Source organism: Trichocoleus sp. FACHB-6 (genome assembly GCF_014695815.1).
Taxonomy (GTDB): Bacteria; Cyanobacteriota; Cyanobacteriia; order Cyanobacteriales; family FACHB-T130; genus Funiculus; species Funiculus sociatus.
Genome location: NZ_JACJOY010000025.1, coordinates 1 through 19377, shown reverse-complemented (window position 1 = coordinate 19377; position 19377 = coordinate 1). Strand labels below are relative to the sequence as shown.

General features: G+C 46.4%; 17 protein-coding genes, 1 tRNA gene, 1 pseudogene and 1 CRISPR repeat array. Of the genes and pseudogenes, 12 read left to right on the top strand and 7 right to left on the bottom strand.

The window, feature by feature from the left end; genetic code table 11:
• Positions 1-35: 35 nt before the first annotated feature.
• Complete coding sequence (locus H6F66_RS04655) at positions 36-1091, bottom strand: FAD-dependent oxidoreductase (protein WP_190418711.1); 1056 nt, start codon at positions 1089-1091, stop codon at positions 36-38.
• An 80-nt stretch (positions 1092-1171) separates the two neighbouring features.
• Between H6F66_RS04655 and H6F66_RS04650 the strand changes: the two genes are divergently transcribed.
• The 5 genes from H6F66_RS04650 (at position 1172) to H6F66_RS04630 (ending at position 5582) form a co-directional block, all read left to right on the top strand.
• Positions 1172-2014: a YaaW family protein gene (locus H6F66_RS04650; RefSeq protein WP_190418790.1), complete on the top strand. Its 843-nt coding sequence runs from the start codon at positions 1172-1174 to the stop codon at positions 2012-2014.
• Positions 2015-2231: 217 nt separating this feature from the next.
• Positions 2232-3707 (top strand): O-antigen ligase family protein, encoded by a 1476-nt coding sequence (locus H6F66_RS04645; RefSeq protein ID WP_190418709.1) that lies wholly within the window; start codon positions 2232-2234, stop codon positions 3705-3707.
• A gap of 355 nt (positions 3708-4062) precedes the next feature.
• Positions 4063-4578 (top strand): hypothetical protein, encoded by a 516-nt coding sequence (locus tag H6F66_RS04640; RefSeq protein ID WP_190418707.1) that lies wholly within the window; start codon positions 4063-4065, stop codon positions 4576-4578.
• Positions 4579-4729: 151 nt separating this feature from the next.
• Positions 4730-5329 (top strand): J domain-containing protein, encoded by a 600-nt coding sequence (locus tag H6F66_RS04635; protein WP_190418705.1) that lies wholly within the window; start codon positions 4730-4732, stop codon positions 5327-5329.
• Positions 5310-5582: a DUF3143 domain-containing protein gene (locus H6F66_RS04630; RefSeq protein WP_190418703.1), complete on the top strand. Its 273-nt coding sequence runs from the start codon at positions 5310-5312 to the stop codon at positions 5580-5582. The genes H6F66_RS04635 and H6F66_RS04630 overlap by 20 nt, the downstream gene beginning before the upstream one ends.
• A gap of 85 nt (positions 5583-5667) precedes the next feature.
• On the opposite strand, the gene H6F66_RS04625 is transcribed toward H6F66_RS04630, so the two are convergent.
• From H6F66_RS04625 to lysA, 3 genes are all read right to left on the bottom strand, one after another.
• On the bottom strand, positions 5668-6417 hold the full coding sequence (locus tag H6F66_RS04625) for an isoprenyl transferase (protein ID WP_190418701.1): 750 nt from the start codon (positions 6415-6417) through the stop codon (positions 5668-5670).
• A complete protein-coding gene (cdaA, locus tag H6F66_RS04620) occupies positions 6414-7328 on the bottom strand; it encodes a diadenylate cyclase CdaA (RefSeq protein WP_190418699.1) in 915 nt (304 codons plus the stop codon). Before cdaA ends, H6F66_RS04625 begins: the two co-directional genes overlap by 4 nt.
• 508 nt (positions 7329-7836) lie before the next feature.
• Complete coding sequence (lysA, locus tag H6F66_RS04615) at positions 7837-9261, bottom strand: diaminopimelate decarboxylase (protein WP_190418697.1); 1425 nt, start codon at positions 9259-9261, stop codon at positions 7837-7839.
• Positions 9262-9329: 68 nt separating this feature from the next.
• Here lysA and rimI point away from each other — a divergent pair, with 68 nt between their 5' ends.
• The 6 genes and pseudogenes from rimI (at position 9330) to H6F66_RS04585 (ending at position 14943) form a co-directional block, all read left to right on the top strand.
• Positions 9330-9947, top strand: coding sequence for a ribosomal protein S18-alanine N-acetyltransferase (gene rimI, locus H6F66_RS04610; protein WP_190418695.1), 618 nt, complete (start codon positions 9330-9332; stop codon positions 9945-9947).
• A gap of 192 nt (positions 9948-10139) precedes the next feature.
• A complete protein-coding gene (locus H6F66_RS04605; RefSeq protein ID WP_190418693.1) occupies positions 10140-12620 on the top strand; it encodes an ATP-dependent Clp protease ATP-binding subunit in 2481 nt (826 codons plus the stop codon).
• Positions 12621-12789: 169 nt separating this feature from the next.
• On the top strand, positions 12790-13632 hold the full coding sequence (locus H6F66_RS04600) for an MOSC N-terminal beta barrel domain-containing protein (RefSeq protein WP_190418690.1): 843 nt from the start codon (positions 12790-12792) through the stop codon (positions 13630-13632).
• Positions 13633-13666: 34 nt separating this feature from the next.
• Positions 13667-13957 (top strand): DUF3288 family protein, encoded by a 291-nt coding sequence (locus H6F66_RS04595; RefSeq protein WP_190418688.1) that lies wholly within the window; start codon positions 13667-13669, stop codon positions 13955-13957.
• Between the two features lie 103 nt (positions 13958-14060).
• Positions 14061-14456: pseudogene (locus tag H6F66_RS04590) on the top strand (peptidase M48); the annotation flags it as partial.
• Positions 14457-14709: 253 nt separating this feature from the next.
• The gene (locus H6F66_RS04585) at positions 14710-14943 is read left to right on the top strand and encodes a hypothetical protein (RefSeq protein ID WP_190418685.1); all 234 of its coding nucleotides are present in this window, start codon (positions 14710-14712) and stop codon (positions 14941-14943) included.
• A gap of 31 nt (positions 14944-14974) precedes the next feature.
• On the opposite strand, the gene mazG is transcribed toward H6F66_RS04585, so the two are convergent.
• Together mazG and H6F66_RS04575 are read right to left on the bottom strand one after the other, a co-directional pair.
• A complete protein-coding gene (gene mazG, locus H6F66_RS04580; RefSeq protein ID WP_190418683.1) occupies positions 14975-15805 on the bottom strand; it encodes a nucleoside triphosphate pyrophosphohydrolase in 831 nt (276 codons plus the stop codon).
• Between the two features lie 37 nt (positions 15806-15842).
• A complete protein-coding gene (locus H6F66_RS04575; protein ID WP_190418681.1) occupies positions 15843-16436 on the bottom strand; it encodes a metal-binding protein in 594 nt (197 codons plus the stop codon).
• A 79-nt stretch (positions 16437-16515) separates the two neighbouring features.
• Between H6F66_RS04575 and H6F66_RS04570 the strand changes: the two genes are divergently transcribed.
• Positions 16516-16587 (top strand) — tRNA-Val (locus tag H6F66_RS04570).
• 253 nt (positions 16588-16840) lie between these two features.
• A CRISPR array of direct repeats spans positions 16841-17095; the repeat unit is 37 nt; unit sequence CTTTCAACCCACCCCAAGGCGGGAGGGTTGATGAAAC.
• A 593-nt stretch (positions 17096-17688) separates the two neighbouring features.
• On the opposite strand, the gene cas12k is transcribed toward H6F66_RS04570, so the two are convergent.
• A complete protein-coding gene (cas12k, locus tag H6F66_RS04565) occupies positions 17689-19278 on the bottom strand; it encodes a type V CRISPR-associated protein Cas12k (RefSeq protein WP_190418679.1) in 1590 nt (529 codons plus the stop codon).
• Positions 19279-19377: the final 99 nt, after the last annotated feature.

Below are 19377 nucleotides of genomic sequence, written 5' to 3'. Positions count from 1 at the left end.
CAATTAACTCCTTACCCATCACTAACGGATTGTTGCTAGAGAGCATCCAAGAAACTTTCCCCTGGAAGACTTCGCATCTCCATCTGTTGATTTATCCTGACAGCAGCAGCTAATCCAGAATTCATTGCCCCTTCCACCAAGTTTCCGCCGCACCAATCGCCACAACAAACTAAAGGCAATAGTGTCTCAGCATCAAGGCAATCAAGATTCAAAGGATTACAGGGGAAAGCATAGCGCCAGCGGTGAATTTGCAACCATTCCGGGGAATCCAGTCTTGGAATTAGCAACTGTGCAGCACGGGATAACATCTGCTGTGCAGCTGAACTTAAATCTTGGGCATCTAAATAACCTTGGGCAAACTCCGCACTGCTTTGTAGAACAAAAATCGGCATTTCTGGATTTTGGCGTTTGCTGCTGTCTAAACCAATCCAGGCTAAATCAGAGTCATTTGAGATGTTACAAGCTTTCCAGGTTGGTAGAGGAAATTCCTGGGAATAACCAGCCATAACGCTAAGACTAGGGTAAAACTCCACAGACCGCAAAATATCCAGAAATGCTGATGATATAGTTTGGGTTAAAGATTCCAGCAACATCAAAGCTTGAGGCGTTGGAATTGCCACAACTACAGCTTTTGCTGTTAATTCGTCGGCTGTCTCCTCAAAAGTGAGATTCCAAGTTTTTTCCCCAGTGAGACTAAGCGCCTGCACTCGTTGGCTCAATCGCATCTCTAGATTAGCAGCTAAAAACTTAGCGATCGCAGTCATTCCAGCAGGTGCCACATAACGAGGATATCGCTTTGCTTCTATTAACTGAGACGGCGATCCAGTATCTAATTCGTAAACAGTATCCGTCCAAACTTGAAGAATGTTGCGATCGCATAAAACCCCGACAAACTTTTGCAACAACTCACCTTGTGGTTTTAAATAGCACGTACCATGATCTGCACAAGTACCCTGCAATCGGCGCGTCGCTACCCGTCCCCCAACACCACGAGATTTGTCAACCACAACTACTTTATATCCAGCTTGGTGCAACTGGTTCGCACAGGTAAGTCCCGCCATTCCAGCACCAATCACCGCTACATCAAACATAGCTTGTTACCCACAGCCTTAAGGTATATATGAGTAGAATAAGGGACAGCACCGCATCTGGGGTCTGGGAGGATTGCAAGTTGGACGAGCTGAGAGCCGCGCTGGAGTTAGCTACAGAAGAAGAATTACAGCACCTGACGGACATCTTGTTCCGTCGCAAATTTAATCCCTTAGATTACGTTCAGACACCTGAACCGATAGACATCCAAAGTCAAGATCGCGAAAGTTGGTTAGATGCTATCGAAGATAGATTTCGCTTTTTGGCAGCAGATGGAGTGACGGTATTGCGGGGACGCACTGGCGAAGTGACGTATCGCCAAGCGTTGATTCAGGTTTGTCGTTACCTGAAAATTCCCTACTCCGCAGAACTTTCAACTACAGATTTAGAGGCAGAAGTGTTTCTCAACCTGATGGGACGGGTGTGGAAACAACTGCCACGACAAGAACAAAGAGCAATGACTGTAAGAATACAGGGAAGTCTGGCAAATTCTGAACTTTCCGACCCGTTGCCAGTAAACTTGCAGCACGATCCTGTAGGTTTACTGGTCAAAGGCGGTAGCGCTTTGGCTGTCAGTTCGATTGTGCAGCCAATATTGCTGCAACAAATCGCCCGTCAGTTTGCGATTCAGTTTGCCAGCTATCAAGTTGCCAAAGAAACAGTTATTCAAGGTGGTGCGGTGGCGGCGGCACAGTTTCAGAATTATGTGGCGCTGCAAACAGCTAAGCGAGGTATGGCAATGAGTGCTGCCCGTTATGGTGCCCTCCGGAGTGTATTTGCCTTGGTGGGGCCTGTGATGTGGGGATGGTTTTTTGCCGATTTAGGCTGGAGAGCGATCGCTACTAACTATGGTCGCATTATCCCGATCATCTTTGCCCTAGCACAAATTCGCCTCACTCGCTCAGAGTGCTGGGAAATGGCGTAAAAGGTACTTATGCGATCGCCCTACCATCCTTAAAAAAGCAGGGTGGTTTCATACAACCCTTAGAAAATATCGAAATTTGCGACATTTTGTAGGGGCATGGCATTGCCATGCCCCTACTGCCAGCCAAAATCAACGTTAAAAAATTTTCTTTTAGTAAATGAAACCACTTTGCCAACCCTCCTTAAAAAAGGGGTAGCAAAAGAAAAAGCAAAAAGAAATGAGGAAAATTCTTTTGCCTTCTTCCCAACATCCTGACCCCAGCTTGCAGGCATCTTGGAACTATGCCCAGCTGGGGTTACTAATTTTTCCCTTCATTCCGATTCTGGGTGCCTTGGGAATATTCTTGGCATTGGTAGGCACCTGGAAGCAAAAGTATCGCACAATTATCCGTCGCCCCCTCAACTGGGGATTTGCTCTTTTGAGCGTAATCTTGATTATTTCAGCGGCTTTTGCTTTTAATCGCGCTGAAGCTTTTCTGGGATTAGCTAATTTATTCCCGTTTTTCCTCTTGTTTGCTGCTTACAGTCAACTGATCCAAACACCAAATCAGTTGCGGCGGCTAGCTTGGATTCTGGTTATTCCTTCAGTACCAGTAGTTATTCTAGGCTTCGGACAGATATTTTTAGGTTGGGCAACTCCAGCACAGTTGCAAGGTATCGTGGGTTGGGCGCTTGAACCTAAAGGCAATCCCCCCGGACGGATGGCTTCGGTGTTTATGTATGCCAATATCCTAGCGGCGTATTTGCAAATTGTTTTCATTCTGTCGCTAGGACTGTGGATTGAAGAAACTAAAAGGCAAAAGCACCTCACCCCCAGCCCCTCTCCCCAAGCCCAGAGGGGAGCCGGAGCCGAAGGCGGGGGAAGTCTCGTTAGGCCGCCTCACTTATCCTTTAGCTTTCTTAGGGATTGGGGGAGGCGGAGCCTCCAAGAATTGCATTCCCAGCCTCAGCATGGGAACGAAGGTAAAAAAAGGGATTCTTATTGGCTGCGCTGGGTGTTTTTGAGTGTGGCGGTAATTGGGAATGCGATCGCTCTCATCTTAACCAACTCCCGCAACGCTTGGGCAATTGTCATCGTCAGCTGTCTCGCCTTTGCGCTCTATCAGGGTTGGCGTTGGCTAATTGCCCTAGTCGCAGGTGTTGCTACTACCGTCCTCTGGGCAGCTTTTGGCCCTTCACCTGTGCGAGAATGGCTGCGAATCATTGTCCCAATTTACTTTTGGGAGCGACTCACCGACCAGCGTTATCCAGACCGACCAATAGCGTTGTTACGAACAACCCAATGGAAGTTTGCTTGGTCGATGACGCAGCAACGTCCCTGGACTGGTTGGGGGTTAAGAAATTTTACGCCTCTCTATGAGGCAAAAATGCAAATTTGGCTGGGACATCCCCACAGTTTGTTGTTAATGTTAACTGCTGAAACTGGCATCCCAGCAACAATTTTATTTTTTGGATTAGTCGGTTGGGTAATGGCTCAAGGTATCCTGTTATTAGCAAAGATGCACTTCACCGCTTCCCCACAAAATCAATTAATTATTTTTACTTATTTAGTTGCTTTTGGTTGCTGCACTTTATTTAACACTGTAGATGTAACCCTCTTTGATTTACGAGTAAATACTTTGGGTTGGTTGTTGTTAGCAGCAATTTGTGGAGTAGTTTATAAAAGGAAAGCGCTCGTTTATCATTTGAATTAGCTTTTTTAGCAAGTGTGGTAATTACTATAATTTTGAATATAGGGCTGAAAATACACGTAATTTTTCGGATGAATTACTAAATATTTTCTATTAATATCACTTCTATGGGGATGAGGTTAGGCGGGAGACTTGCACATTCCGGAAATATAGCAATCCTAAATGATTCGTGAAACCCTGTAGGGACAGATACTCGTTCACAACTTAAATAGGATTGCTATAGTGAGGATTTATTAACAAAATATCAAGGTAATATAGCGCAATCGTAACTCTTCTATCAACTTCTATCTTGCCCCCTAGAGCGCCTGTGCGGGAGGTTTAAAAGGTAGTCACAACTCAAATAGGATTGCTATAGCAGATGCAGGAAGTAATGAAAAAAAATTCTACTTTGGGGATGCTTGGAGTAATATTCGTTATCACAATGGCTGCGACAGGCTTGAGTGGGGTTGCTATCACAATAGCTTTAGCAACTATTAGCGGTTCCGCTGGAATGATGGGTGGTATAGCAGTTATTGGAATCACAGGATTAATTGCTGTTGCCTTAGCTAAATTTAGCATGGAGATAGTAAATCAAATTAAAACCCAACAATCCAAAGTAGCTGATTCTATTTGTAAGGTTACAGAGGAAGTTATAAAAGATTTAGAAAATGTGCCGGGAATGACTTTTGCTGACGAAAGAGATTTTAAGAAATCTAGACCTATATTTACTCTTAGAGATAAAACGGTTGTTAGAACTTGGAAAAACCCACTAGGAGTCGATCATATCTTTTTGGCAGACAATAATGGGAAGATAATTTATGGTGGTTTTGTAGGTTGGATTCATTCCGATGGTCTGAAAAAAGCCATCAATAAAATAAGAAAAAATTATACTTGATGTCTTGCGATCGCATCCCCTAACTCTTTACTTCATGCTGAGGGCAGTCGAGGCACAGGTGTCTTAGAATAATTGAAACCTATTCGTAACCAGGCAGAGTGGAGCTGCGGTGACTCATAACAGGGCAACTGCGAACAATGAAAGTCGAAGGATGCCATATCAAACAAACTTGGCAACCAGTCATTACGCCCTGCTGGGGCTGCATCCTTCAGCATCAGCAATCGAAATTCGCCGGGCTTATCGGGAACTCAGCAAGCGCTACCATCCCGATACAACAGATTTGCCAGCTAAAACGGCGACAGCTAAGTTCCAGCAGATCAACGAAGCCTACGCCACCCTCAGCAACCCAGAACGGCGACAGGCTTACGACATGAGAATTGGCTATTCCCGCATCAGCGTGATTCAGGCTCCGGGAAACTTAAACCGCCCAGTGTCACAGCCCAAACCAACTTATTCCTCATCAGCTTACCTCGATCCCACTGACCGCCCCTTATCTGCCGGGGAAATTTTTGCTTTGTTCATCTTGGGTGTAACATTTTTGGGATGCCTGCTGTTAGCGATCGCTATTGGTTTAACACGAGGAGACACGGCTTTCCAAGTTTCCGGGCAGAAAATTCCGCCGCAAGTGTTGCAGCAGATAAGCATTAATCAACAAGCTATAACTGAACCTATCGCATCCCAACTTGTAACTGCACAAATTCCTTTTCCCAAATCCCTTTTCCCAAATCCATATGACTCTTCCCGCTGCTGATACCCCCCTATACAACCATCCCCTCCCTGAGATCGAGCAGTGGCTTCAAGGGCTAGGATGTCAACAAGACCGTGCAGACCTACACTGTTGGCACATTGCTCGACCTTCGTGGAAAGCCGAATTGTTACTGGATGTGGAAGAACTAACCGTGCGTTATCTCCAAGCGGGTGAGGGTGGGCGCGATATCCTGCGCTCTTTCAAATACTCCCTCACTCGCCAAGATGTAGAAAACGCCGTTTTTTCTGGGCCTTAAAGAGTTTGTTTCTTTGCAGGTTGGAAAGTTGAAAGTTAGCAAGTTAACAAACTCACAGGAGCTTGAAACTTAGCAGCTTAACCCTTCAAACCTTCCCAAAACGGCGATCGCGTTGTTGATAGACACACAACGCCCGATGAAACTCCGTCCGGTCAAAATCAGGCCACAGCGTCTCTGTAATATAGAGTTCCGCATAAGCCATTTGCCACAGTAGGAAGTTCGAGACGCGCATTTCGCCACTGGTACGGATTAATAAGTCGGGATCGCCCACATTGGAAGTGTAGAGATGCTTTTCAAACAAAGCTTCATCAATTTGATCTGGCTGGAGCAAACCTTGCTGCACAGAGGTAGCGATCGCTCGACAAGCTTGCAAAATTTCCTCACGACCGCCATAATTCATTGCCACCGTAAATTGAATGCTGCGATTGTGCTGGGTTTCGGTCATTGAGCGCTCAATCTCAGCTTGAAGGCTTCGCGGTAATGCCCCTAGATTCCCCATAAAATTGATTTTCACATTTTCCTGCACCATCTCTCGCAGCTCTTGCCGCAAGACCCGATCGAACAGCGTCATCAAAAAATCAACTTCATCCAGCGGACGCCCCCAATTTTCCGTAGAAAAAGCATAAGCCGTCAGTGCTGGAATACCCCAATCCTTACAGCAGCGCAGCAATTCCTTAAGCGCATCGACTCCCCGCCGATGACCCATAATCCGGGGTAGACCCTGACGCTTTGCCCAGCGCCCATTTCCATCCATAATTACCGCTACGTGCTTTGGCAGGCGGGTTTCATCCAGGTCAGCAGGCAGATTTTGTAAGACAGTTGGTTTTGGAGTCATTTCTTGTCACGAGAAGCCGGAGATAGAAGACGGAGCAAGCGCAAAATCAGTGCCTTTCCCTTATCGCTAATCTGGCGTCCTAAACTGCGTAGACCTGGGGCGACGGCTCCCTCCTCGATTGACGGCGAGAAACGCGCTTCTAACAGTTCTTTCAGCTTACTGCTGGTGAGGGGACGATTTAGGCTCCCCCGCTCCGCTAAGGAAATGGAGCCTGTTTCTTCAGATACAACGACACACAGGCAATTTTCGACTCGCTCGGTAATTCCCATTGCCGCCCGGTGTCGCGTTCCCAGCTGGCGCGATGCCGTGCGCTCAGAAAGGGGCAGAATCACCCCAGCAGCCATAATACGGGAACCACTGATAAACACTGCACCGTCGTGCAATAGGGTAGATGTCTGAAAGATGGTTTGCAAGAGTTCTTTAGAAACTTCAGCATCCAGCTTGACACCCTGAACGGAAAAATCGCGCTCATCAATCGTCCCACTCGTTTCCAGAATCATCAAGGCACCAGTACGGTTTTGAGACAGTTCTTTAACCGCATCCACAATTTCATCAACCACACTATCAGCCTTAGGGACGGCTCGGCGGGAAGGTTGCAGCAACTGCACAATTTCTCCCCTGCCTAATTGTTCCAGAAAGCGCCGAAACTCTGACTGGAAGATCACAGCCATCGCCACAGCCGAGCCAACTACCAACTTTTCCAGCACAAAACTCAAAAGCACTAGCCCCAGTCGATTACTCACCGCTGAGGCCAACATTAAGACAATTAAACCCCGTACCATCCACAACGTGCGGCGCTCTCCAATAAACAGGAGTACCAGATACGTGAGGACTAGAACTAATACAATATCAAGGCTTTGAAGCACCAAGGCAGAAGTTCCGGCAGGGTCTTGACTAGGACCCGAATTCATTGAACTTTAATGGGATTTGCTGAAGTTTGCACCGATAGGTTAAAAGGCAAAAGGCAATTATAGCTACTCAACTTTAGTTATTTGTCAGAGTCTAAATCTAGTGTAACTGCGGTTACATCCTGCCAATCAGCTAAAATCTAATCGCTATTTTTATTTTTTCCTTTGCTTGCTTGAGTTTTTTAGCTCTACGGTTCGATTTTAGCTGACGCGCTTTTGAACGATTAAGTAGGTGAACATAATTAAACTAAACATAGCTGTTTTCTACCTAGTCCGGTATTGCTTCGGAATATATAGCGCTTCTCGGTTGAGTTAACTAAAATCAGGACTCACCCCCAACCCCTCCTGGAATAGGGTTGCGGGGCTAATTTCCCAGCCTCTCTCCGGAATCGCAGAGAAAGCAAAATAGCGATACGAGTGAGAACTGCTATAGTTTTCAGGGGATTTGCTGGGCTTTTGCCCAGCAAACATTTAATTAGGTTTACCCAATTAGCCAAAAACTGCCTAAAAGTCAATTCCCAAAAGCTAATCGGTCGGGTATGCAATCCTGCCGAATTAAATCTTGGTAGGTTTCCCGCTGTAGAATCAGGTTGGCTTCTCCCTGACCTACTAAAACTGCTGCCGGACGAGGCAATCGATTGTAATTAGATGCCATGCTGTAATTGTAGGCACCTGTATCCATGACTACCAAGATATCTCCAGGCTCAGTTTTAGGTAGAGCCGCTTCTTTAATGAGAATGTCTCCGGATTCGCAGTGTTTACCAGCAAGGGTGACTGTTTGGGTAATGGGTTCTGACATCCGGTTGGCAACTACCGTGCGATAAATTGATTGGTAGGTGATGGGACGCGGATTGTCAGACATACCCCCATCAACGGAGACGTAGGTGCGGATGTCTGGAACCACTTTTGTGGAACCTACGGTGTAAGCTGTGACGCAGGCGGAACCAATTAGCGATCGCCCTGGTTCACACAGTAACTTAGGTAAAGGTATTTGTTGAGCTTGGCACGCTTGGGTAATCCCATCGCTGACGGTTTTTACCCAGTCCTCAATACTGGGGGGATCGTCGGATTCGGTGTAACGAATTCCTAAGCCCCCGCCGATGTTTAACTCGGTGACTGGCAAACCTAACTTGGCAGCTTTCCCAAACCACTGCACGATGACACCAGCTAAATCTTCATGGGGTTGGAGTTCAAAGATTTGTGAACCGATGTGAGCATGTAACCCTATACAGTGTAGGTTTGGCTGCTGAGTGATAAAAGCAAATACTTCTTCTAGTTGATTAGGATCGAAGCCAAATTTACTGTCCAGGTGTCCGGTGCGGATATATTCGTGAGTGTGACACTCGATCCCAGGAGTAAACCGCAGCATGATGCGGATCGGGGCTGGGGACTGGGGTGAAGATTCTTGCTTGGTTCTCAGTCCGGCCAGAGTTTTCAATTCTAGCCAGTTGTCTACGACAATGGTGCAGCGAGATTCTACAGCCAGAGTCAGTTCTTCCACCGATTTATTGTTACCGTGGAAATAAATTTTGTCGGGACTGACACCAGCTTTTAGGGCGGTGTAGAGTTCGCACCCAGATACTACATCAATTCCCAAGCCTTCCGAACGAGCGATCGCGCAAACAGCTAGGCAACTCCATGCTTTAGAAGCATACAGCACCTGCGAAGACCCGGCATAATGACGCTTAAAACCATCCCGATACTGACGACAAGCTGTTCGCAGCGTTTCTTCGTCCAAAATATAAAGTGGCGAACCAAATTGCTGGACAAGTGTCGTTACATCACATCCGCCAATTTCCAGACAATCCTGACTGTTGACTTTAGATGTCAGGGGCAAAAGTTCCTGATTTGGCGAGGGAGTTTCCTGAGTTTCTGTCGGAGTCGGTAGATATTTACGTCCAGAATTTTGAACCCCGACATTTGGTGTCAATAACATGATCTGATATTTGTCCTTGCTTAACAGGCATCGAATGCGTCTTGTTTTTTAGTGTACAATTGTTAACTGTGAATTTTTTAGAACTTAAGCCGCTAACAGCAGAGCAGCTAAGTGCGGTAGTGGAGCTAGATAAACTTTGTTTTGGGGAACTGTGGACTCTAGATGGTTACAAGCGAGAGCTAGAAAGTCCTAATAGTGACTTGCTGATAATGGTCAGGGGTCAATCATCAGCGATCGCGCAAGAATTCTCTAGTTGTGAGTTCTCAGCTTCCAACAACCCCACCTTCCCACCTGACAATGTGGAAACTATAGTAGGATTGTGTTGCCTCTGGGCAATTTTAGAGGAGGCGCACATCACAATTTTGGCGGTTCATCCAGAGTACCGGGGTTTGGGATTGGGTCAGGCGATGCTTTACGCTTTACTCAAAAGTGCTTGGGAACGAGGGCTAGAATGGGCGACGCTAGAAGTGAGAACTTCTAATCAAGCAGCACGTTCTCTTTACGAGAAGTTTGGCTTTGAGGAAGTGGGCAGACGGCGACATTATTACAAAGATACTGGTGAAGATGCGCTAATTTTATGGCGCGGCGGTCTTCAGAAACCAGAATTTAAACAGACTTTAAGCGATTGGTACTTTACCGCCTCCCATCGCCTCGCCGCATCTGCCTTTACATTTTCAGTATTTTAACCTATTCCTAAAGGTTAAAAAATTCAAAGTTTCTAACCTTAGATAGTAGACTTCGCTAATCCCAACTAATTAGATAGGGAAACCGTAATAAATAAATTGTGAGATCGTTGATTATCTGTAAGGTAACAGCCTCACAAAAACCCTATGTTAGAATCACGTTACAGGCACGCAGCAGGGAAATAACAAGCCGCCATGTTTGAACGCTTCACAGAAAAAGCCATTAAAGTAATCATGTTGGCCCAGGAAGAAGCACGTCGCCTGGGACATAACTTCGTGGGTACGGAGCAGATCCTCCTGGGTCTAATTGGAGAAGGTACTGGTGTCGCCGCCAAAGTCCTGAAATCAATGGGGGTAAACCTCAAAGATGCCAGAATAGAGGTGGAAAAAATCATCGGTCGCGGTTCCGGCTTTGTGGCGGTAGAAATTCCGTTCACCCCCAGAGCCAAGCGCGTTTTAGAGTTATCTTTAGAAGAAGCTCGTCAGCTAGGGCATAACTACATTGGAACGGAACACCTGCTTCTGGGTCTAATCCGGGAAGGTGAAGGGGTGGCGGCGAGAGTTTTGGAAAACTTAGGCGTAGACCTCTCGAAGGTGCGGACGCAAGTAATTAGAATGTTGGGAGAGACGGCAGAAGTCGGCGCACCAACTTCAGGCGGACGCACGAAGACACCAACCTTAGATGAGTTTGGCTCCAATCTAACTCAAATGGCATCTGAGGGCAAGCTTGATCCAGTAGTTGGTCGGGCAAAGGAAATTGAACGGGTAATTCAGATTCTGGGACGCAGAACGAAGAATAACCCAGTATTGATTGGGGAACCAGGAGTCGGAAAAACTGCGATCGCAGAAGGTTTGGCATCACGAATCGCCAACAACGATATCCCCGATATTCTGGAAGATAAGCGCGTCGTCACTCTGGATATTGGTTTGCTGGTAGCAGGCACCAAGTACCGGGGTGAATTTGAAGAACGCTTAAAGAAAATCATGGATGAAATCCGCTCGGCGGGGAATGTAATTCTCGTGATTGACGAGGTACATACCTTGATTGGTGCGGGTGCAGCAGAAGGTGCCATCGACGCAGCAAACATTCTGAAACCCGCCTTGGCAAGAGGTGAATTGCAGTGCATCGGCGCAACGACGCTGGATGAATACCGCAAGCACATTGAGCGGGATGCAGCCTTAGAGCGGAGATTCCAACCAGTAATGGTAGGAGAGCCGACAGTTACCGAAACAATTGAAATTTTGTATGGTTTGCGCGAACGTTATGAGCAACACCACAAGCTGAAAATCTCCGATGAGGCAGTGGAAGCAGCTGCTAAACTTTCAGACCGTTACATCTCCGACCGTTACTTGCCAGACAAAGCAATTGACCTAATTGATGAAGCGGGTTCGCGAGTGCGCCTGATTAACTCGCAGCTTCCACCAGCTGCGAAGGAACTGGACAAAGAACTGCGTCAAGTTCTCAAAGACAAAGACGACGCAGTGCGGAGTCAGGACTTCGACCGAGCTGGGGAACTGCGCGATCGCGAAATGGAAATTAAAGCAGAAATCCGCGCGATCGCTAACGCGAAGAAAACCGAATCCACCACCCGCGATGACAGTGCCTCACCCGTCGTCACCGAAGAAGACATCGCCCAAATTGTAGCTTCTTGGACAGGAGTACCTGTGAACAAACTCACAGAATCTGAATCTGAGAAACTGCTACACATGGAAGATACCCTACACAACCGCCTTATCGGTCAAGAAGAGGCTGTCAAAGCGGTATCTCGCGCCATTCGTCGCGCACGGGTAGGACTGAAGAATCCCAACCGACCGATTGCCAGCTTTGTCTTCTCTGGCCCTACCGGAGTAGGTAAGACAGAATTAGCGAAATCTTTAGCAGCATACTTCTTCGGGTCAGAAGAAGCGATGATTCGCCTGGATATGTCGGAATACATGGAGCGACACACAGTTTCTAAACTGATTGGTTCGCCTCCAGGGTATGTCGGTTACAACGAAGGCGGACAGCTCACCGAAGCAGTGCGCCGTCGTCCATATACCGTGGTGCTATTCGATGAAATCGAGAAAGCACACCCAGATGTCTTCAATATGCTGTTGCAAATCTTGGAAGACGGTCGCCTGACTGATGCCAAGGGACGCACAGTGGACTTCAAGAACACCTTGCTGATTCTTACCTCCAACATCGGTTCTAAGGTGATAGAAAAAGGTGGCACAGGCTTAGGCTTCTTCGATACTCAAGAAAACGAAGCAGAGGCACAGTACACCCGGATTCGGTCACTGGTCAACGAGGAACTGAAGCAATACTTCCGTCCAGAGTTCCTGAACCGTCTCGACGAGATCATCGTCTTCCGCCAATTGACGAAGGACGAGGTGAAGGAAATCTCCGACATCATGCTCAAAGAGGTGGTAGGACGACTTGCGGAGCAGGGAATTATCTTGGAAGTTACCGAACGCTTCAAGGATCGCCTTGTGGAGGAGGGGTATAATCCCAGCTACGGTGCGCGTCCACTACGCCGAGCTATTATGCGCCTCTTGGAGGACAGTTTAGCCGAAGAAATCTTGAGCGGTCGGATTTCGGATGGCGACACGGCGATTGTCGATGTCGATGAAACCACCAAGGAAGTGAAAGTGGTGCAAGGAGAAAAGCGAGAGCTGTTACCCCAAGCCGCCGAATAAAAGCTCTTGAGTTATTAATTCAAGATTCATAGCTTTCACACTGGCTAAAAACTAAAAAGAAGGTAGAGAAACGATGGGTTCTCTACCTTCTTTTGTATGTCGCTTGCTTTCGTTAAAGTCCTGTATCATGTCCAAAGTTAGGAATTTCTAACTCATAACTCAAGACGCGATGTATCGCGTCTCTACAACTCTTAATTCTCCCGTGCCTTACCTCACCCGGATTCTGATTTATCCAATTAAATCGCTGGACGGTGTTGCTGTTACTAAGGCAACCGTTCTCAAAAGTGGTGCATTACAGCATGACCGAGAGTTTGCCATTGTTGACGAACATGGTAAATTTGTCAATGGCAAGCGGAACCCGAAAGTTCATTTACTACGAACATCATTTGATATTGACGCTAGTAGCGACACGATTAATCGCGTCTGCTTAGAAGTCCAGGGAACCAAGCTGGGAGGAGTTTTTCACCTCGAACGAGAATGTGCTGAACTAGAAGCTTGGTTGAGCGAGTATTTCGGCTTCAAGGTAAAATTGCTGCAAAACTCTCTTTTAGGCTTTCCAGATGATACTGATGCTTCTGGCCCAACGGTAATTAGCACTGCAACCCTGGAAACAGTTGCTTCCTGGTTTCCCGAACTAGAAAAAGGTGCGATTTCCCCTGTAGAGGAGATGCGCCGCCGCATCCGAGCTAATCTGGAAATTGGCGGCGTTCCCCAATTTTGGGAGGATGGACTGTTTGCAGAAGTTGGTATAAGAGTGCAGTTTCAAGTCAAAGATGTGCAGATGATGGGGGTGAATCCCTGTCAGCGTTGTGTGGTGCCAACACGAGACACCTTTACGGGAGAAGTTTATCCTAGCTTTCAAAAAATTTTCGTGAGTCAGCGCCAAGAAACTTTGCCTGATGGAGTAAATTTATCTCGCTTCAATCACTTTTTTCGGTTGAGCGTAAATACGCAGATACCAGAATCGGAAGCGGGTAAAATTTTACAGGTAGGAGATGAAGTTGAGATTTAAGAATAACTAATGGAAAAAAATTACCTTCTTCCCTATGAGTAACGAAAAAGACCAACAGCATCCTCTGTACAGTCGCGATCGCGCACTTCTTAACAACCTCTTAAACGGGGAAATTAATGATTATAACCTGGCAGAACTTGCAAGGCTACGCATTCGCTATTACGGCTTTCCTGGCGCAAGAGATATCCAACAAGACCTGGATAAAGTTCTTCAAGCGTGGAACTTAACCCAAGAAGAACTCTATGAAAAAACCCGTCAAATTCATTCTCGCGGTCTTGCTTATAAAAGTCGCGCTAAGCGACAAGATACAGAAGATTGGAGTTGATTGGTACGAGATAAGAGCAATTCCTTTATAGGTTGTGGCAAGTAGAGACGTTCTATAGAATGTTTCGGAAAAAGGAAATTTTACGATTCATAAAGGAATTGCATCTAACGTTCTCAGCTTGATGTCCGACCCCTACGCCAGCCCGTTGCGTGGTCAAGCTGTGAAGCTCGAAGGTAAGATAATTGGACGCGGTAATGCTGGGTATAAGTTTGGCAGCGATTTGCAACTTCAAGATCACACTGGTATAATTTACCTCCACTACACTTTGCGCTTTGGCCCGGTTGGTAACTTCTTGTTTGGTTGGACTCAAGCTGAGAACCAAATAGGAGCGCAAGTTACTGTTGTTGGCTGGTTCCGGCGCGGGATGGCTCCTTGGGTAGATTTGATTGTGATGGATACTAACAGAGGCTGGAGTGTAAATAGCTACCACCGTTTCTGGACACTGACTCTAGGTGTGGGAGCGATCGCTTTAGGTTTTGTATTTCCGTCACTGTTCTAAATCTTTCAACTTTTCACACTTCCACACCTTTAAGGCTGGGAAAGGGGCAATGAGCACTCATTGCCCCTTTGTTTTGGTAGCGAATAGAACCAGAAAAGCCACTTTTTTACAAAAAATTTCATCGCAAATTTATCCAAGTATGGCTTTAATTTAAAGAGTATATGAAGATACACACATTCAGCATTTTTACTGAAGACCTGAGAATCGAATCACCCTTAAGTTAGGAGATACAATCAGGAAGTGGTTAAAGACAATGAGTGCCGTATCAGACAAAGAATGGTTAGTTTGGAGAATGGCATCAGTAGCGATCGCTAAAAATGCAATAGCTTTGGAACAGCTATCAAATGAACTGATCTCGCAGTACACAGACTCAGAGTTAGCTGGTATCTGGCGACAAGCAAGGCTAGTGTTGACAGAAGAAGATGAGTGCTGGCTGGAAGATGAATTATATCGCATCCTCGTTGAGAACTCACAAGTAGCAGCTTAAAAGTTATAAGTCTTAAATTAATATATCAACATTAAAAACTCTCTTGGTTTTGCTTAGCTAGGTCAGCTTTTGCTTGTTGCCAAAGATTTTCTAACTCATCCAAAGTGTAATCTGAGAGAGGACGGTCTGCGATCGCGTCCATTTTTTTCAGCCGCCCGATAAATCGCTTATTTGTCCCATGTAAAGCTTCTGACGGGTCTAATTTATACCAACGAGCGAGATTAATTACAGTAAAAAGTAAATCTCCCAGTTCCGCCTGCTGATGAGCTGCGTCTTCCTGTTGCAATGCTTCGTCAAATTCTGCCAACTCTTCTTTGAACTTCGCCCAAACTCCTTCCACATTCTCCCATTCAAACCCAGCCGCCGCCGCTTTTTGGGATATCTTCATCGCAGCCATCAGCGGCGGGAGTGTGCGAGAATAGCGATCCAGTTTGTGAGTCAGTAACTGGGTTTCTTCAGGGGTTTCGCCTTTTTCAGCTGCCTTGATTTGCTGCCAATTCTCGTGAACTTCCTCAGCACTTTTGACTTCAACATCTCCAAACACATGAGGATGACGGCGAATCAACTTTTCGGTGATCCCAGCAGCCACCTCAGTTAAGCTAAATTGACCGGATTCGCTAGCAATTTGAGCTTGCAGTACCACCTGTAAAAGTAAATCTCCCAGTTCTTCTGCGATCGCATCCTTCTCACCACTACGAATTGCATCCACCACCTCATAAGCTTCCTCAATCACATAAGGAGTAAGTGTTTCGGGAGTTTGCGCTAAATCCCACGGACAACCACCCTGAGGCGATCGCAACTTTGCAACTACCTCCATCAACTGTTGCAGTGCGGACAATGCAGATTCAGAAGAATTAGACATAAATATCGGCTAATGGCTAATGGCTATTAACTCTTTTCTATCTTACCTTCCTTGTCCTTTGCGTCTTTGCGGTTCTTTTCTTACCTCTTGGCTTACGCTTAACTCGCTTAGGCATCAAAGCACCCACACCACCTTTTTGCAACCGCTTATAAGCAGAACCACCCCAATCGCTGAACGAGTGACTCATCGCACCCAATTCTAAACCTGCAAAAAGTGCCATCCATTCAGAAGGGTATTGAGACGATTGCAAAACCACATCCGCCACCACCTGCCAATTCCACGCCCTGCCCCAGACTAACTGCACAATAGCCGCAATCAGCAATGCTAGGAGAAACAACCAAAAGAAGAGGTATAGCGATCGCAACGTCGTCCCAATAATTAGCCCATGCGAAAAAACAGAGCGGTGGCGCAGACTTTTTTGGTAAGGTATCCAAATCCATCGCAACCAGCCCCAACGCTTATAAGGACGGGAGTTGAGATCCAAGTCTGGGCCAAACATCAGCCCACTGAATAAAAATCCCCCCGAAACGATTAAGGTCAGATTGCTACTGCGAGTCAACCCCAACGTCGCGCCCGCCACCATTGGCAAGCACCATAGAGTTATGCGATCGTGCGTTGCACCAGAAGGCATCAGGTGTAAATTTCTTCTTTTTGCAAACTATACACTTTTCAGAAAACATCTGCTATTATTGATTTTATTGTGTGAAATTGGGCGGTTAGCTCAGCGGTAGAGCGCCTGCCTTACAAGCAGGTGGCCACTGGTTCAAATCCAGTACCGCCCATTGATTTTGTCGATTAACACATTATTTGTCGTCGTTAACAGATTAATGTCGCTGTTAACAGATTAATGTCGCTTAGCGTCGTTCTTAACAAATTCGTGTCCTTAAATTAGTGCCGACAACCGTTAACAAATTAATGTCGTCAAGATGTAGTCACGCGAAATTAATTGTAAGGCAGGCGCTCCTTTCAACCCCCTCCTGAAATTTTTGACACTCTCTACAATTAGTATTCAAATTGCTGGCGCAACTCTATAACATTTTAACCCACCCCAAGGCGGGAGGGTTAATGAAACCATATCCAAAAGCAAGCGCCCTCTAAAGAGGGACTCCTTTCAACCCACCCCAAGGCGGGAGGGTTGATGAAACAAAACTATCGACATCTGCCCAAGAAACGGAGGGAATCTTTCAACCCACCCCAAGGCGGGAGGGTTGATGAAACATAACTGGCTCCGAGCCTTCTACAACCTTGACTAGCTTTCAACCCACCCCAAGGCGGGAGGGTTGATGAAACCGCGCCCGCTGAAACCCTTGTCTAAACAAGCTGACAAATACATTTTTGTCGGCTGATTTTAAATTGGTCATTTCAGCTCTTTCCCAAGGAGAAAGATTACTGCCGTGAACATCTAAAATCAAGACGGGACAAGAGTTTTAAACGTCTGACGGCTACTCAGGGATCTTGATCCCACTTTCAGCCGTCAAAAAAAAATTAGGGAGGGCTCCCCCGAAGGGGACGAGTTCGGAGCCACCACTGCGGTAATCCGCACCCTTATTAACAAGGATGAGTAATCTGCACCTTTGTTAACAAGGGCTAGGGCTTTGGGAAAATTTACCTTCTCCCTCAGCCTCACCTCATTTTGCTGGGAGCGCACCTTTCCTGTATACTATATACTCCAGTATTCATACACGGGAATTTCCCGACCTATGAAGAAGGTATTCATAGGGGCAGCATCATGGGCGGGTAGCTACCAGGGTTCAGAAAGTAGGACTGTCTTCCGACAGTCAAACAAACCCTAACTTAACGCTGTACAGAGGCAATAAGCATGTACAAGCGGCGCTATTAATCTCTTATTATATTTAGATTGTCAAGGTTCAGAATCGGTTGACCTAGCTAGCTGATACTTTACGGTTTTCACAAGCAGCTAGGACTAAATTCCTTGCTTTCTCTTGAGGAGTTTCCCCATCTGGTTGCCGTGCTTTTTCTGTGGCAATCCCAGCTCTTTGGGCTTTAACCTGAATACACTCAGCTAACCTGTTATAACTCCAACGGTGAATGCTGGCTCGATAATCCTGGGCGTAGCAATCTTGAAGCTCTTGATAGCCGGGAAATCTTTGTTCGGCTCTGGCTTTCACTTCACTCTCAGCCGCTTCCCGGATATTTCTCAAGTCAGGTAGGACAATACTGCTAGCTCGATACTGTGAAGCCACTTCCACAATCGCTTTTGCCAGCAACCTATCTACATACTCCCCTTGCCTCGATTCTCCAAAGTTACAAGGAGCACCATTTTTTTGAGCGTTGTGGTGTTCGTAGCTGTTGAGGCGTTGTTGCTCTCGCCTACGTTTGAGTTGCTCATACTGAGTCTTTTTCTTCTTAGTTTTCCCTTCCTTCATGGGCTTGCTTAGTAATTGCTTAACATCACGATATGCCAGAACTTCGCCAGTCTCGATGTTGACAACCGCAACCGTTGCCGGTTTAGTTCGTCCAAAGCTAACCCCAATGACAATTGAGGGATTGCCCTTGTAGCCTGCTTGACTGGGGCGGGAGAAGCCATCAAAGGTTTTGAGTAGCTTTAGAGAAGTTTCATGGGTTATCAGCTTGTTACTCCGACTGCCTTTTGCTTTCATACTGTCGATAATTCTTTGCGTTTTCGCAATTTTCTCGGCACGTACCTCTTCGGTTCCCTCCGCCGTCCACAAACGAGTTTCAACAGAGCAGTGAAGCAACAGTCGATGCACTTGCCAGGGTTCGCCTTTGCCTTCAACTTGTTGCCAAACTAATCGAGCAGAACGTAAAGTCAGCAATCCAGCAGGAACCTGCTCCTTGTTCTGGGTAAAAATTTTGTAGTCTTGAGCAAGGCGTTCAAACCAATGTAGTTGGCGCTGGTCGCAGAAGACCTCAAAGGTATGGTCACTGATGCCTTTGCCATTGAAGCTAACGCAGATGCGTTTGTGTTCATTTCTCGACCATCGCAAGTCCGTGTTGGTTTCGTAGGATATCGAGAAGGGAACTGGGCTTTGTTTTCTGGTAAGACTGGCTTGCACTTCTCTCAATTGTTCGTCATCAAGGATTAGTCCCTGTGCTTGTTCTAGGGCTTCTAGCCACTCTTGGTCAGATAAATTTCTTCCTTTAGGCAGCCGACTCTTGAGTTCCTCTTCGAGGCGTTCAATTTCAATTTCCTTCTTGCGCCGCCGCTGTTGATAAGCTTCGGGGTATTCTTCTACTTCACTAACCTGGCAGTTATTTTTCAATAAATAGGCGAGCGCACAGCGTTGTCGGGGGGCTTTAGCTTTGTCGTAGGCTTGGAAGAGGCTGTTGAATAAGGCTCTTGAATTGTCCTTGGGAGCTTGGTCTGGTTTTTCTTCTTGATTGCGCTCTAACTCAGCCTTCTTCTTTGTGAGGATTTTCGTGGCTTGAGTACGTAGCTTTTCTAAACTACAACCGCTTTCTTGTTCTAGTTCCAAACAGGGTAAGCTCATCTAATTTGGTATAAATTGTACTTGACAATAAATCTGGGGTCTGAGAAGTGAAAAAACAAGCAATGCGAGCGCCGGAAAATCTCCAGGAGTAGGCTGATA